The 14,132-nt window shown below is 73.5% G+C and carries 13 protein-coding genes; 2 read left to right on the top strand and 11 right to left on the bottom strand.

Annotation, left to right across the window (positions count from 1 at the left end; genetic code table 11):
- Window positions 1-24: 24 nt before the first annotated feature.
- From DK419_RS07330 to DK419_RS07300, 7 genes are all read right to left on the bottom strand, one after another.
- Window positions 25-3,375: an ATP-binding protein gene (locus DK419_RS07330; RefSeq protein WP_109958500.1), complete on the bottom strand. Its 3,351-nt coding sequence runs from the start codon at window positions 3,373-3,375 to the stop codon at window positions 25-27.
- A complete protein-coding gene (locus DK419_RS07325; protein WP_109958499.1) occupies window positions 3,372-4,082 on the bottom strand; it encodes a hypothetical protein in 711 nt (236 codons plus the stop codon). Before DK419_RS07325 ends, DK419_RS07330 begins: the two co-directional genes overlap by 4 nt.
- Window positions 4,079-5,086 carry an endonuclease domain-containing protein gene (locus DK419_RS07320; protein WP_245442862.1) on the bottom strand — a complete coding sequence of 336 codons (1,008 nt, stop codon included), beginning with the start codon at window positions 5,084-5,086 and terminating at the stop codon, window positions 4,079-4,081. Before DK419_RS07320 ends, DK419_RS07325 begins: the two co-directional genes overlap by 4 nt.
- Before the next feature lie 218 nt (window positions 5,087-5,304).
- A complete protein-coding gene (locus tag DK419_RS07315) occupies window positions 5,305-5,931 on the bottom strand; it encodes a hypothetical protein (RefSeq protein WP_109958498.1) in 627 nt (208 codons plus the stop codon).
- On the bottom strand, window positions 5,909-6,433 hold the full coding sequence (locus tag DK419_RS07310; RefSeq protein ID WP_245442861.1) for a c-type cytochrome: 525 nt from the start codon (window positions 6,431-6,433) through the stop codon (window positions 5,909-5,911). Before DK419_RS07310 ends, DK419_RS07315 begins: the two co-directional genes overlap by 23 nt.
- A 55-nt stretch (window positions 6,434-6,488) precedes the next feature.
- Window positions 6,489-8,258, bottom strand: a complete 1,770-nt coding sequence (locus DK419_RS07305; RefSeq protein WP_109958496.1) for a PQQ-dependent dehydrogenase, methanol/ethanol family — start codon at window positions 8,256-8,258, stop codon at window positions 6,489-6,491.
- An 85-nt stretch (window positions 8,259-8,343) separates the two neighbouring features.
- On the bottom strand, window positions 8,344-8,742 hold the full coding sequence (locus DK419_RS07300; RefSeq protein WP_162561167.1) for a copper chaperone PCu(A)C: 399 nt from the start codon (window positions 8,740-8,742) through the stop codon (window positions 8,344-8,346).
- Between the two features lie 317 nt (window positions 8,743-9,059).
- Between DK419_RS07300 and DK419_RS07295 the strand changes: the two genes are divergently transcribed.
- Together DK419_RS07295 and DK419_RS07290 are read left to right on the top strand one after the other, a co-directional pair.
- Window positions 9,060-9,521, top strand: coding sequence for a cupin domain-containing protein (locus DK419_RS07295; RefSeq protein WP_109958494.1), 462 nt, complete (start codon window positions 9,060-9,062; stop codon window positions 9,519-9,521).
- Window positions 9,522-9,573: 52 nt separating this feature from the next.
- Window positions 9,574-10,410: an SDR family NAD(P)-dependent oxidoreductase gene (locus DK419_RS07290; protein WP_109958493.1), complete on the top strand. Its 837-nt coding sequence runs from the start codon at window positions 9,574-9,576 to the stop codon at window positions 10,408-10,410.
- Between the two features lie 10 nt (window positions 10,411-10,420).
- Here DK419_RS07290 and DK419_RS29785 read toward each other — a convergent pair whose 3' ends face one another.
- From DK419_RS29785 to DK419_RS07275, 4 genes are all read right to left on the bottom strand, one after another.
- Window positions 10,421-10,555, bottom strand: a complete 135-nt coding sequence (locus tag DK419_RS29785) for a hypothetical protein (protein ID WP_280953929.1) — start codon at window positions 10,553-10,555, stop codon at window positions 10,421-10,423.
- A 251-nt stretch (window positions 10,556-10,806) separates the two neighbouring features.
- Window positions 10,807-11,454 carry a TetR/AcrR family transcriptional regulator gene (locus DK419_RS07285; protein ID WP_109958492.1) on the bottom strand — a complete coding sequence of 216 codons (648 nt, stop codon included), beginning with the start codon at window positions 11,452-11,454 and terminating at the stop codon, window positions 10,807-10,809.
- Window positions 11,455-11,552: 98 nt separating this feature from the next.
- Window positions 11,553-12,734: a bifunctional 3-oxoadipate enol-lactonase/4-carboxymuconolactone decarboxylase PcaDC gene (gene pcaDC, locus DK419_RS07280; protein ID WP_109958491.1), complete on the bottom strand. Its 1,182-nt coding sequence runs from the start codon at window positions 12,732-12,734 to the stop codon at window positions 11,553-11,555.
- Between the two features lie 39 nt (window positions 12,735-12,773).
- On the bottom strand, window positions 12,774-14,132 hold the full coding sequence (locus DK419_RS07275) for a class-II fumarase/aspartase family protein (protein ID WP_109958490.1): 1,359 nt from the start codon (window positions 14,130-14,132) through the stop codon (window positions 12,774-12,776).

Here is a 14,132-nt window from a genome sequence, read left to right as displayed (position 1 = left end):
CCGGAAGGGGGCGGCCGTCGGAACTCAGGTCCCGGCCGGTCCGTCGGACGCGGCCGAGCGCCGGGCGCGGGCGACGACCTCCTCGGGCGTCGGCGGGTTGGCCGGGTGGTGGCTGAGGCAGAGCGGCGTGCGCAGCTTCGCCGGTTTCCCCGACCCCTCGGTGGCGAAGTAGAATTCCCCCGCCCCGAGCCGGCCGATATCGGTCGCCGCGCCGCCGCTCGCCGCCATGATCTCCTGGGCGGCCGCGATGGTGGCCGGCGCGCTCTGTCGGCCGAAGAACTGCGTGGTGCAGTTCGACACGATCTGGTTGTGGATGCCCTTGGGCACCTGCGTCGCCACGATCATGCCCAGCCCGTACTTGCGCCCCTGCGCCACCAGCTTGATGCCGCTGCCAAGGCTCGGCGGCGTGCGCCCCGAGGGCAGGAAGGTCTGCGCCTCGTCGACGACGTAGAGCATGCCCCGGGTCGAGGGATGCGCCTTGATCCAGCCGAACAGGGCCATCTGCAGCCGGTTGACGAAGTCCTCCCGCGCGGCCTCCGAGGCGAGGCCCGACAGGTTGACGACCGAGATCCGGGTGCGGGCCGGGTCGGCGCCGTAGAACAGGCGGGCCGGATCGAGCACCGCCCCCTCGATCCGCAGGAGCGGGTTGGTGGCGACCGCGGCGAGCAGCTGGTCCGCCATGGCGGCGGCGAGCTTCTGGGCATTGCCGATCTGGCTGGTGCCGTCCGGCAGGTCGGCGAGGAGGTCGGTGAACCGGGCCAGCGTCCCGCCGCCCCGGCTTGCGAAAGCCCGGAGCGCATCGGCGAGCACGCCGCGCTGGAGGGTCTTGCCGGCTCCCGCCAGGGGCCCGAGGGTCTCGGCCGCCATCTCGATCGCCTGGGCGCGCTCGTCGCGGTCGTCGCTCGCTGCGAGATCAGGCATCACCGAGAGGAAGAGCGGGTTGCCGGCATGCAGCCCCGGCGTCCACACCACCACCTCGACCCGCTCGGCGTAGAGGCCGGCCTTGCGGTCGTCCTCCGGGGTGAACCTGTCGGGCCGCTCCGGCCAGGGGTCGCCGAGGCGCGACAGGTCGTTGTTGGGATCGACCACGATCGCCGGGATGCCGGCGAGCGCCGCCTCCTCGACCAGCCGGCGCAGCAGCACGGTCTTGCCCGAGCCGGAGCCGGCGATGATCGCGGTGTGGCGCGGCAGGAGCCGCATCGGCAGGGCGACCGGCGGGGCGTCGGGCGTGAGGCGGTGGCCGACCGGGATGGCGTCGGGGACGGGGGCCGGGGCGGCGTGTGGTGCCGGGCTCGCGGCCGGCCCGCGGCCTCGGCCGGAGACGGGTTCGGCCGTGACGCCCGGTCCGGGCGTGGGCACCGCGACGGCGGAAGGCGTAGCCCCGGCCAGCCCCGCCTCCGGTGTCCCGGCTGCTCGTGCCGGCGCGCCGCGAGGCGCGGCGGCCGCGGAGCGGGGCTCGCCTCCGTCCCGCGGCGAGGGCGCCGCCTCGCCGGCCCTGATGGGCGATAAGTCGGGCTCGGTCCTCGCCTGCCGGGGCGGCAGCGGCGGCAGGGGCGCGCGGCGCGGGCGCACCGGCTGCGCCGCCGTGCCGTCCCCCGGCAGGCCGGCGTTGCGGAAGAACGCCGTCCCGCGCACCGGCAGGGTGTCGCGCATCCAGCGCTCGAAGCGGTCCATCTCCCCGTCGCGCAGCGCCTTGTCGCGCAAGGACCGCAGGGCGACGAAGGTGCGCAGGTCGTCGTCCGAGGGGTCGATCAGCTTGCCGCCGGCGGCCAGGAACCGGTCGACGAGGGCGTCGGTCTTGGCGCCGGGCGGCACCGGGCCGCGGCGCACCACCAGCAGCTCGCGGCCCGGGATCCTGGTCGAGATGCCCGAGGCGGTGAGCGCGGCGCGCAGGCGCGCCTGGAACGCGATCGGGTGCGGCTGGAGCAGGGCGCGGTAGCAGACGTGGCGCTCGCGGTCGTTCTCGTCGCGGTGGAGGAAGGTCAGCCGGCCATGGAGCGGCGGCAGCCGCTGCTCGGGCTCGCCCTTGCTCACCACGTCGATGGCGTCGTGCGGGTCGTCCTCGAGGGCGTAGAGGTCGAAGGCGGCGCGCAGGAGCTCGCCGAGCCCGCCCTCCTCGTCGTCGAGGATGCCGGAGATGTCGGCCGCGCGCCGGGCGGCCGCGAGGTCGAAGCCGGGGGCCTTCGCGGCGGTCGCCGGGTCGGGCGCCTTCCCGGTGAGGTCGTCGCAGATCGTCACGGCCTCGCCCGCCAGGCAGTCGCGGCGGAACGCGTCGCAGCGCATCAGCAGCGTGCGCGGCCGCATCGCCGCGTGGGACGCCGCCGTGATCGCCGCCTCGCTGAACGGCCAGGTCGGGAAGGGCGGCGTGAAGCCGGCCTCCGCGTAGGCCGGGCCCAGGCGGCTGCGGATGAGCGCCGCCGCGGCCGCCGGCACGTTCAGCCCCTCGAGCACCGTCGGCGGCTCGAACCGGTCGAAGGCGGATTTCAGCCCGCGCTCCGCGAGCCGCCGCCAGGAATCGGTGAGGCAGGTGACCAGCGTCATGCCGCGGCCGGCGCCCTCGTGCAGCTCCATCAGGCCCGCGGCCAGCATCTCGGCGAGGCCCGGGCCCGCGTCGAAATCGTCGTCGAGCGTCAGGCGGCTCGTATCGACCACGCCGTCGATCTGGTCGACGGCGACGAGGGTCGGGCCGCTCAAGCCCATGATCCAGGCCATGCCGCGCACGAGGTCGATCGGCGAGGGCGGCGGGGTGGTGAAGCCCAGGGCCGCGCGGGCGGCCGGGTCGGCCTCGTAGCCCTGCAGCCAGGCATGGGCGAGGCCGACCGCCGCGAGATCCTGCGAGCGCAGCAGGCACAGGGCGCGGAAGACGTCCTGGTGCTTGAGCGCGCGCCCGGTATCGACGTGCATCAGGGCCCGCACGAGGAGGTCGACGATCCGGCGGGTGTCGATGTTGGGGGTGTTGAACGCCTGCTCGACCTGCTCCTCGACGCGGAAGCGGCGGGCGACGCCGGCCAGCACCGCGTCGGACTGGCGCCGTCCGTCCGGCATCGGGTGCATCATGGCGGTGAGGTAGCTCAGCGCCGCGCTGCGCCAGAAATCGGTGAGCCCGAGCACGTCGAGGAGCACGAACCAGCCGCCCGATTCCCACACCGCGCGCCGGATCTGGCCGACGAGGTGGGTCTTGCCGATCCCCGGCTCGCCGACGAGCACCCGGCCCCGCGGTCGGGCGCCCGGGCCTTGCGCGTGCAGCGCCTCGACGATCCGCGGAACCAGGGCCTCGTTCGGGGCACCGGTCGGCGCGGCGTCGAGCCAGACGCTGTCGAGGGTGCGCACCCAGTCGAAATTGACGCGGCGCAGGGCGTCGAGGGCATCGCTCATGCCTGGATCCAGATCTCGTGGAAGGGCTCGCCGGCCGGATCGAAGGCGGCGTCGCGCTCCGCGGCGTCGAGGGCCTTCGGGTCGCTGATCCGGGTCAGCCGGATGGTCGCGTCGCCGCGCAGGATCGCGGCGAGCCCGGCATCGACGGCGGCGCGGTCGAGGTCGGGCAGCGCGGCCCGCAGGGCGCTGAGGCGCACCGCCTCGGCCCGTCGCCCACCGGTGCAGGCGAGGTAGGCCTCCTCGATCCGGGTGCGGAGCGGGGGCGGGGCCTGCTCGGGCGGGCTCGGCTCGCGCGGGCTCGGCTTGCGCGGGCTCGGCTCGCGCGGGCTCGGCTTGCGCGGCGCCTTGGCGGATCTCGCCTGCACCTTTGGTGCCGGCGGCGCCCGCTCGGGGGCGGGGCCGACGAACTCGGCGAGCGTCGCGCCGGTGGCGTCGAGGTGGTGGTGGAGGCGCGTCAGCCAGTCCTGCAACACCCGCATGGTCGGCGGCAGGGGTTCGCGCAGGTGGCCGCCGGCCCAGTTCCAGCCCTTGTCGGTCACGGTCAGGCGCGAGGAGCGGCCCTCCTTCTCGACCGCGATGAGCCCGGCCCGCACCAGCGCCTCGCGCTCGGCCTTCTTCGGCGCGATCTCGCTGTTCAGCGCGGTGCCCTGCCGGCCGAGCAGGCGCCAGAGGATCAGCGCCTGGGGCGGCGTCGGCGTCTCGCTCATCGGGTCGGGTCTCCAGCGGGGGCGGGGCGGCGCAGCCGGACGACGGCGCGGATCTTCTCGACCGCGCGCTGAAGGTCGTGGTCGACCTGCGCGTTGGTGAGACGCAGCACGAGGTAGCCGGCGACCATCAGCTCGTAGTCGCGGTGGCGGTCGTCGCCGAATTTCGGGTTGGCCTGGTGCTCCGGCCCGTCGAGCTCGACGACGATGCGGTGCTCCCGGCACAGGAGGTCGACCCACGGCTGCCGGCCGTCGCCCGGCACGCGCACGGGCGCATTGCCGACGAACAGGCCGGCGAGCTCCGGGTCGCCCGCCAGCGCCGCCTCGACCCGGCGCTCGATCGCGCTCGCCGGGTGGGCCCGCGAGCGAGGCGGCGAGTGAGGCGGGATGAAGCGCGACGCGGCCGGCATCGGCACCCGGTCGATCGCGCAGGCGCCGTAGAGGATGCGGTCGTAGGGCGGGGCGTCGGGCGGCTGCGCCGGCAGGGCGGCGACGCAGGCGGCGCCGAGGCCGGCGCACCATTCCAGCGCCTCGATCACCGGGGCGGCCCGCGCCGGCGAGGCCGGATCGACCTCCGCCACCAGGATCACGCTGCCGGCATCGAGGGCCTGCAGCAGCTGCGCGAACTCGAGCGCCGGCGCCGCCCGGCGGAACCGCGGCGGCCGCCCGGCCGCCGCGAAGGTCGCGGCCGCCTTCAGCCACGGGCCCGAGACCTCGGGCGCCGATCCGTCGCGTCCCGGCCAGTCCGGCCAGCGGGCGAGCGCCAGGTCGGCGAGGTCGTCGAGCAGGCGGTCGATCACCGCGCGGGCGGTCCGAAGCTCCTCGGCGGCGACCAGCAGCACCCCGCGGCCGATCTCGCGCCCCGCCAGCACCTCGCCGACGCCGTCGCGCGTCAGGCCGACGACCGCGAGCCGCTCGCCCGTCCCGAGCCCGGCGACGCGCTCGGCGAGCGCGTCGGGCGTCAGGCGCGGCCGGGCCGTCCCAGTGCTCTCTCCGGACCTGCGCACGACGAGACCGCGTCCCCGGGATTGGCCGGCGACGCTCTCGGCGCTTCACGGCTGCTGCACCGGGATATCCAGCACAGGTTGCCGGCCTTTGCCAGGGGGTTGTGGTATGCGGAGCGGTGGAAGGGTGTTTTCCGTCGTGCCGCGAGGGCTCGGGAACGGTCCCGCCGCGTCTGCAACCGGTCCGCCACGAGGCCCACCGCGCGCCGCGCCGATCGTCGCTACTTCGTCGCCGCCACCACGATCCGCGTCCGGCTGACGAAGGCGCGGGGGTCGGCGCCCTGGTGGCCGTAGAGGTCGCGGGTCACCGTCACGCTCTTAGGCCCGAGGGCCTTGCGGCACTCCTCCTTGACGAAGGTCTCGCCGAGCGGCGTCTCGTCGCCGGCGGGCTTCCGCTCGGCGCAGGTCCAGCCGTCCTCGCCCCAGTGGCCGCGGGCCTGGAGCCCGAGGAGATGGCCCTTCTTGCGCAGGTAGAGCGGCACCGCGTCGTCGGTCTCGATCACCAGCCCGTCGATCCGGGCGTCGTCGCCGACGAGCAGCGTCAGGCGGGCCGGGTGGCCGCCGACCCGGGTGCCGTTGCGGGTCGTGCCGTCGGCGTAGGAGAAGCCGATGGCGTGCAGGCCCCTGGCATCCGCCGGGCAGGCGCGCCAGTCGCCGAAGCCCGACAGGGTGCGGGCCGGGCCCTCGCGGCAGGCGAGGTCGCCGTAGCCGGTGGGCGAGATCTCCGAGACCGGCATCCCCACGCGCAGGTCGCGCAGGTCCGCGACCTCGGGACCGGCGGCGAGCGCCGGGCCGGCGCAGAGGAGGGCGGCGAGCGCCGCGAAGTCAGTGCGAAGCGGCCGGGGCATCGGTGCCCTCCTTCTTGCGGTAGATGTCGCAGGCGCGGGAGGTCGTGCCGAAGAAGGCGGTGCATTCCTCGATCGTCGGCTCGCCCTTGCCCTTGAGCTGGGTGACGACGTAAGCGGCCACCGCGTCGATCTCCGCCGGCCGCAGGAACACCGCCGTCTCGGGCGGCATGCTGGTGCCCATGTCGCCTTTCAGCGAATCGTAGCACTTCACCGAGTCGTAGGCGCCGCGCAGGTGATAGGGCATGCCGGTCCCGGGCCGGCCGCAGCGCACCACCTCGGCGACCTGGTCCTTGTCGAGCTGCGTCTTGCGCAGCGACAGGGCCTCGCCGCCGTAACCCCCGCCGCCGCCGCCATGCCACTTGTGGCAGCCCGAGCAGGCCTTCTTGAACACCGCGAGATCGCCCTCGCCCCCGGCGCCCCGGGCGCCCTGCGCCCAGGCCGGCGAGCCGGCGAGCGCGAGGCCGGCGAGCAAAGCCGGCACCACCATTGTCCGCATCCGCATCAACCCCGTGACCGGCGGGGCGCTCGCCGCGCCCCGCCTCCTGAAGGAAACCGGCTCAGAGCGCGAAGACGTAGAGCATCGATCCGGTCTGGATGTTCTTCAGCTCCGGGGTCGAATCGATGAACCACTTGTCCCAGGCGCCGCCGAGGCCGACCAGGATCGCCATGTACTGCTTGCCGTCGACCGTGAAGGTCATCGGAGGCGCGTTGACGCCGCCGCCGGTGCGGAACTCCCACAGCTTCTCGAGGCTCTTGGCGTCCATCGCCATCACCCCGCCGCCGGGCTCGCCGGTGAAGACGAGGTCCGGCGTCGCCAGCATGCCGCCGAGCAGCGGGAACTGGGTCTCGTGCTTGCCGGCGACCTTGCCGGTCTTCACGTCGATCGCCGTCACGCTGCCGGTGATCCGGAACGGGTTGGTCGGGCCGCCGCCGGTGAAGAACTCCCGGGGTTTCAGGTTCGCCTGCGTCATCGCCTCGTGGGTGACGCGGTTGCAGCTCTCGATGACCGGGATGTACCAGTATTGCAGGTTCGGGTTGTAGGCGGTCGGCGGCCAGTTCTTGCCGCCCATGTTGCCCGGGCAGAAATCGGCGTTCTTGTTCTCGGCCGAGGGGGTCGCCGCCGGGTTGTAGCGCTGCACGTCCTTGTTCGGGTCGTACTCGAACGGCTTGCCGGTATCGGGGTTGATGCCCTTGGTCCAGGTCACCTTCTTGACGAACGGCGTCGCCCAGACGAACTGGCCGTTGGTGCGGTCGACCGCGTAGGCGTGGCCGTTGCGGTCGGCCTCGATGGCGAGCTTGCGGCCGCCGACATCGACCAGGAGATTCTCCGACACGCTGTCGTAGTCGTAGGGGTCGTTCGGCGTGTGCTGGAAGTGCCACTTGATCTTGCCGGTCGTCGCGTCGAGGGCGAGCGTCGAGTCGGTGTAGAGGTTGTCGCCCGGGCGGTAGGCGTTGTCCCAGTCCGGGCCCGGATTGCCGGTGCCCCACACGATCGTGTCGGTGTCGGGGTCGTAGGTGCCGGTGACCCAGGTCGAGCCGCCGCCGCTCACCGCGGCGTTGTTGTTGCCCTTCCAGGTCTCGTAGCCGGGCTCGCCCTTCCCCGGGATGGTGTGGGTGCGCCAAGTCTCCTTCTCGGTCTTCAGGTCGGTGGCGGCGATCCAGCCGCGGATGCCGTACTCGGCGCCGCCGACGCCGGAGATCGCCAGGCCCTTCACGATGAGCGGCGCGCCGGTGATGGTCTCGCCCTTGTCGGGATCGGCGACCTGGCGCTGCCAGGCGACCTGGCCGGTCTCCTTGTTGGTGGCGATCAGGCGCCCGTCGAGGGTGTGGCTGACCACGAGGTCGCCCCAGAGCGCGACGCCGCGGTTGTTGACGCCGCAGCACGCGACCGCGCCGGCCCATTCGCGGTCGGTCTTCGGGTCCATCTTCCAGAGGAGCTTGCCCTCGCCGCCGCGGGTGTCGATCTTGTAGACCGAGCCCCACCCGTCGGTGACGTACATCATGCCGTTCTCGACGATCGGCGTGCCCTCGAGCCCGCCATGGCTCCAGATGCCGCCGCCCTCGATGCCGCCGAGGGCGAGGGTCCAGGCGACCTTGAGATTCTTGACGTTGCCCTTGTTGATCTGGTTCAGCGTCGAGTAGCGGTGGCCGGCGTAGTTCTTGTGGTGCTGGATCCAGTTGCCCTCCTCCTTGTCGGCGTTCAGCAGGCGCTCCTGCGTGACGCCGCCATCGGCGGCGAGCGCCGGAAGGGCGGACAGGGCGCCGGCCGCGAGGGCGGCGAGCGAGGTCGCGGCGAGGATGCGCCGGGCGGTGCGGGACTGCGTCATGGTGGTCTCCTCCAGGCGCCCTCGTTGGGTAGCGTCGCCTCGGCGCGGGCCGCCTCGCGGCCGGGCGTTTATGGGTATGGAAGTCCTAGTTCGAGGCGCGGACCTCGACCGGCACCTCCAGGGCGCCGGCCTTGCGGAAGCTCGCCTGGCAGGTGAAGCGGTCGCCCGCGGCCAGGGGCTGGCGGGTCTGAAGCAGCATCACGTGCATGCCCTCCGGGGTCAGCGCGGTCTCGCCCGAGGCCTTGACGGGAATGGTCTGGACCGGGCGCTTCGAGGGCGGGCCCTCGCCGCCCTTGTCCACCGTGACCCGCTCGCTGAAATTCGCGAAGGGGCAGCGGAAGCGCACGAGCGAATCGGCCTCGGGGGCGCGGTTCATCACCGTCAGGTGGAGCGGGACGTCGGAACCGACCTTCTCGGTCGGAGCGACGGAGGCGTGCAGGACGTCGATGTCGCCGGCGAGCGCCGGGACACAGCCGAGAAACAAGGCAACGGCCGCGCTTGCGGCCCGATTCGGGAAATAAAACGATCGCGTCATCAACGGCATGGCGTGGCCGTGATGGCATCGACGAGCGGCAGGGATGCCCGCATCCACTATCCTCCCTCTTGGATCAGCTTCGCCTTTTGGCGGCGAATTGCCCGTGAGGGTAGCCGGCACCGGTGTTGCGTCAAGATCCTGGATTAAGGGGCTTCTAAAAAATTGCCCGCGACCGATGCACCCGGGCCCCGCACGCCTGCCCCTCCCGCTCGGGCCCCGGCCGCGCTAGCTTGATCGGTTGCGAGGACTGGTGACGGGAGGATGCGATGGCCGACGGGGATCCGGCGACGGCGCGACGCGGGCGCTTCGACATCGGGGCGATCGCGGCGGCGCTGCCCGAGAGCGCGACCACGATGCTGGTCGACACCTACCTGACCGACCGGCCGGCGGCGAGCGCCCGGGTCTTCCGGGTCTACCGCCCGACGCCGGCCCATTACCACGAGGGCTGCGACGAGTACCTCTACGTGCTCTCCGGCCGGGGCACGTTCTGGATCGGCGAGCCTTCCGACGAGGCGGAGTTCGGTCCCGGCCAGCTCCTGTTCTTCGAGCGCGGCGTCGTCCACGCCCTGCCGACGCTCACCGAGGAGCCGGTGGTGTTCCTCTCCGTCGACACGCCGCGGCGCGCGCCGACCGACGTGATCTTCGTCGATCCGGCGACCGGCTCGCCCGCGAGCTTCATGGCCCGCAACGCCGAGCCCGATCCGGCCGGCGGCCCCGATCCGGCTTGACCTCCCGGGCCCCGGCCGCGATGCACGGGGCATAACAACGGGAGGACGCGACATGGCAGCAGGGAACACGGCAGCAGGGAACACGGCATCAGGCGACGCGGCGGGGGCAGGCAAGGTCGCCCTGGTCACCGGGGCGGCGCGGGGCATCGGGCTCGCCGCAGCCAAGCTCTTCCTGGAGGAGGGCTGGCGCGTCGCGCTCCTCGACATCGACGGCGACGCGCAGGCGCGCGCGGCGGCGGAACTCGACCGGCCCGACGACGCGATGGCGCTCGCCGCCGACGTCGCCGACCCCGAGGCGGTGGCCGGAGCGGTCGCGTCCGTGGAGGCCCGGTTCGGCCGGCTCGACGCCCTCGTCAACAATGCTGGCACCGCGGTGTTCAAGCCGCTACTCGACACGACCCACGCCGAGTGGGCCCGGGTGCTCGCCGTAAACCTGACCGGCCCGTTCCTGTGCGTGCAGGCGGCCGCGCCCGTGATGGCGCGGAGCGGCGGCGGCGCCGTCGTCAACATCACGTCGATCTCGGGCCAGCGCGCCTCGACCCTGCGGGTCGCCTACGGCACCAGCAAGGCGGCGCTCAAGCACCTGACGAAGCAGCAGGCGGTCGAGCTCGCGCATCTCGGGATCCGCGTCAACGCGGTGGCGCCGGGCCCGGTCGATACCGCGATGGCGAAGAAGGTCCACAGCCCGGCGATCCGGGCCGACTATCACGACGCCGTGCCGCTCAACCGCTACGGCCTCGAGCGCGAGATCGCCGACGCCATCGTGTACCTGTGCGGACCGCGGGCGAGCTACGTCACCGGCCAGACGCTCGCGGTGGATGGCGGCTTCGACGCCGCCGGCATCGGCTTGCCGACCCTGCGGCGGGATCTGGACGCCGCCGGCCGCTGACGCGCCCTCGCTACCCGCGCTGGGGCCGCAGCACCCCGTCCGTGGTCTTCGGATCGGGCGCCGGGGTGCTCGGCCGCACGGTGCCGGTCGAATCGGTGTCGCCGGGGCGGACGCGCTCGGGCAGGGTCTCGTGGGCGGGCGGCATGGTGGGGGGCCTGCTCGCGGCTGCGCTGCGGGCTGTCGGCCAGCGGCTTGTCGGCGGCCTGCGCGTATTGCTCGCGGTGAGCTTGTCCCGGGTGGACTTGTCCCTGGTTGATGTGCGCCAGCACCGGCGAGGCGGCCAGGACGGCGAGCAGGATGAGACGGCTGGTGCCCCTGGTCATCGGGCTCTCCCTCGAAGACGTCGTGGTGTCGTGAGGAGAAATGGCCCGAGGGCAAGTCCGGTTCCCGATTTCCTCAGCGCAGCGCCAGCATCCCGATCACCGCGTCGCCGACCATCCGCTTGTGTCGAGAGCGCAGGTCCGGCGCGTCGAGGTCGACCGAGAAGATCGCCCCGAAGGTGTGGCGGTTCGAGACCCGGAAGAAGCAGAGCGCGCTGATCATCAGGTGGACGTCGAGGGGATCGACGTCGGCGCGAAACACCCCCTCTGCCTGCCCGCGGGCGACGATGTCGGTGATGGTCTGGATCACCCCGAGATTGAGGCCGCGGATCGTCTCGGAGCCCGACAGGTGCTCGGCGCGGTGGATGTTCTCGATCGCGACGAGGCGGATGAAGTCCGGATGGGCCTCGTCGTACTCGAAGGTGAACTCGACGAGCCGGCGGATCGCCTCGGCGGGGCAGAGGTTGCCGAGGTCGAGGTCGGCCTCGACCTGGCGGATGTCGGCATAGGCCTTCTCCAGCACCGCGAGGTACAGGCCCTCCTTGCTGCCGAAATAGTAGTAGATCATCCGCTTCGACGTGCGGGTGCGCTCCGCGATCGCGTCGACCCGGGCGCCGCTGAGCCCGAAGGCGGAGAACTCCTCGGTCGCGACCGCCAGGATGTCGGCCCGGGTCCGCTCGGGATCCTTGGTGCGGGAGGAGGCGCGGGGCGTGACGGCGTCCATGATCGAACAGTTCGACGGGCAGGGTGGCGACCGGGATGGCGCCCGCTCTACCATCCCGGCCGCCCCGGCGCATCCGCCCACGCGAAGGCGGATCAGGATCAGGCGAGTTCGTCGCCCAGCACCTCGCGGGCCCAGCGGAAGGCGCCGTTCGCCGCCGGCACGCCGGCATAGATCGCGGTCTGGATCAGCAGCGCCTGCAGTTCGGAGACCGTGACGCCGTTGCGCAGGGCCGGCCGGACGTGGAGCTTGAACTCCTCCTCGCGGCCGAGCGCCACCATCATGGCGAGGGTCACGAAGGAGCGGGTCTTCCACGGGATGCGCGGGTCGCCCCAGACCTCGCCCCAGGCGGTGCGGGTGATGAAGTCCTGCCACGGCCCGGCGAAGTCCCCGGCGCCCTTCAGCGAGCGCTCGACATGGGCCTCGCCGAGCACGCTCTTGCGGTTCGTGAGGCCCGCCTCGAACGCGACCGCGCCGGTGGCGGTGTCGGACGCCTCGCGGTGCCGGTCGAGGAAGCCGAGGAGGTGGGCGGCGGTCGCCGCCGGCTGCTCGACGGACAGCAGGTGCGCGGCCTTCGGCAGGATCACCAATTCGGCCTGCGGGATGCCGGCGCAGATCTCCTCCGCCATGGCGGGCGGCGTCGCCGGGTCGTCGCGCCCGGCGATCACCAGGGTCGGCGCCGTGATGCGGTCGAGGACCGGGCGCAGGTCCATGCGGCCGATGGCGTTGCAGCACACCGCGTAGCCGGCCGCATCGGTGCCGGTGAACTGCTCGCGCACGGGGGCGACCGCGTCCGGGTTCGAGGCGGGGAAGTCGGGCGTGAACCAGCGAGTCATCGTCGCCTCGACGATCGCCGCCGTGCCCTTCTGCCGCACCAGCTCGGCGCGCTCGTTCCACGACGCCTCGCTCGGCATGAAGGCGGCGGTGGCCATCAGGGTCAGGCTGATCACCCGGCCCGGATGGCGGCTCGCCGCCGCCTGGCCGGTCATGCCGCCGAGCGACAGGCCGACGACGTGGGCGCGGCGGATGTCGAGCGCGTCGAGCAGGCCGACGAGGTCGTCGGCGAGATCCTCGACCTCGGCGCGCTGGTCGCGCACCCCCGAGGCGCCGTGCCCGCGGGTGTCGTAGCGCAGGATCCGGTAGCGGCCCCGCAGGTAGGGCACCAGCGGGTCCCACATCGCCAGCGAGGTGCCGAGCGAGTTGGAGAACGCCACCACCGGTGCGCCGCTCGGGCCGGAGAGCTCGTAGTTCAGAAGGGTACCGTTGGCCTCGATCTGGGGCATGGGATCCTCGGTCAGCGGGAGGGTGTCGGCGGGGAAGGGTCAGGCAGCGTGCAGGAAGGCCGCGAGGCGCGAGACCTCCGCCAGCGCCCGGTCGGCGGTGCGGGCCCCGGCGCGGATGGCGGGGCTCAAGTCGAAGGCGGCGTCGAGGTCGGCGCCCGCCGTCTCGGGCCGGGCGCGCAAGACCTCCTGGAGCGAGCCCCGGCCGTCGCGCACGGCACCCGCCGCCTCTTCCACCAGGGCGTGGGCGGCCTTGGCGCCGAGGACCGGGCCGAGCCGGCTCGCCGCGGCGTCGGCGAAGAGCAGCCCCTGCGTCACGTCGAGGTTGCGGCGCATCCGCTCGGGGTCGGGCACCAGCCCCTGCGCGAGGCTGCGCGCCTCGCGTAACGCGCCCGAGGCGAGGCCGAACAGCGTCGGCAGGGCGTGCCATTCGGCGTGCCAGGCGCCGGCCGGGCGCTCGTGCGCCGCCGCCATGCCGTCGAGCAGCGTCAGGCTCGCGCCCTTGGCGGCGCCGAAGGCGGACAGGATCACCGTCGAGGAGACGGGGTTGCGCTTGTGCGGCATCGCCGAGGAGCCGCCGCGACCCGGCACGTAGGGCTCGGCCACCTCGGCCACTTCGGTGGTGGCGAGATGCGCCACGTCGGTCGCGAACTTGGCGAGCGCCCCCGTCAGCAGGGCGAGGAAGGCACCGGTCTCGGCGATGCGGGCGCGCCGCGTGTGCCAGGGCGCGAGGTCCGGGTGCAGGCCGAGGGCTGCGGCGAAGCCGTCGCCGACGGCCTCGGCCTTCTCGCCGAGGCCGGCGAGCGTGCCGACGGGGCCGCCGAGCGAGGCGGTGAGCACCCGCTCGCGCAGGGCGGGGAGCAGGGCCGCCACCTCGGCGATGCCGAGCGCCCAGATCGCCGCCTTGAAGCCGAAGGTGACGGGAGCGGCGTGCTGGCCGTAGGTGCGCCCGACGCACGGGGTCTCGCGGTGCTGGCGGGCGATGGCCGACAGCCCGTCGAGGATCGCCCGGAGGTCGGCCGCGACGAGGTCGAGGGCGTCGCGGACCTGGAGCACCAGGGCGGTGTCGGCGATGTCCTGGGTGGTGGTGGCCTTGTGGAAGGCGGGCTCCAGCTCGGGGGGAAGCGCGCCCTGCACCGCCTTCACGAACGGGATCACCGGCACGCCCGAGACCGCGGTGCGCCGGCCGAGCGCCGCGGGGTCGAGGGCCTTCGGGGCGATCCCCTCTATCGCGGGGGCGAGCGAGGCCGGCACCAGGCCGGCCTGGCTTTGCGCCCGCGCCAGGGCCGCCTCGGCCCGCAGCATCGCCGCCACCCGGGCCTCGTCGGCGAAGACGGCGCGCATCGCGTCCGTGGCGAAGAGGGGCCCGAGCAGGGCGGAGTCGAGGGCCGAGAGCGTCAT

The organism is Methylobacterium terrae (genome assembly GCF_003173755.1).
In the GTDB taxonomy this organism is placed as follows: Bacteria; Pseudomonadota; Alphaproteobacteria; order Rhizobiales; family Beijerinckiaceae; genus Methylobacterium; species Methylobacterium terrae.
This window is presented reverse-complemented; position numbering and strand designations above follow the sequence as displayed.

Coding starts and splice junctions, on each gene's coding strand:
- DK419_RS07330 (WP_109958500.1), bottom strand. CDS start 3,375: ATGAGCGATGCCCTCGACGCCCTGCGCCGCGTCAATTTCGACTGGGTG.
- DK419_RS07325 (WP_109958499.1), bottom strand. CDS start 4,082: ATGAGCGAGACGCCGACGCCGCCCCAGGCGCTGATCCTCTGGCGCCTG.
- DK419_RS07315 (WP_109958498.1), bottom strand. CDS start 5,931: ATGCCCCGGCCGCTTCGCACTGACTTCGCGGCGCTCGCCGCCCTCCTC.
- DK419_RS07310 (WP_245442861.1), bottom strand. CDS start 6,433: ATGCGGATGCGGACAATGGTGGTGCCGGCTTTGCTCGCCGGCCTCGCG.
- DK419_RS07305 (WP_109958496.1), bottom strand. CDS start 8,258: ATGACGCAGTCCCGCACCGCCCGGCGCATCCTCGCCGCGACCTCGCTC.
- DK419_RS07295 (WP_109958494.1), top strand. CDS start 9,060: ATGGCCGACGGGGATCCGGCGACGGCGCGACGCGGGCGCTTCGACATC.
- DK419_RS07290 (WP_109958493.1), top strand. CDS start 9,574: ATGGCAGCAGGGAACACGGCAGCAGGGAACACGGCATCAGGCGACGCG.
- DK419_RS29785 (WP_280953929.1), bottom strand. CDS start 10,555: ATGCCGCCCGCCCACGAGACCCTGCCCGAGCGCGTCCGCCCCGGCGAC.
- DK419_RS07285 (WP_109958492.1), bottom strand. CDS start 11,454: ATGGACGCCGTCACGCCCCGCGCCTCCTCCCGCACCAAGGATCCCGAG.
- pcaDC (WP_109958491.1), bottom strand. CDS start 12,734: ATGCCCCAGATCGAGGCCAACGGTACCCTTCTGAACTACGAGCTCTCC.
- DK419_RS07275 (WP_109958490.1), bottom strand. CDS start 14,132: ATGACGCTCTCGGCCCTCGACTCCGCCCTGCTCGGGCCCCTCTTCGCC.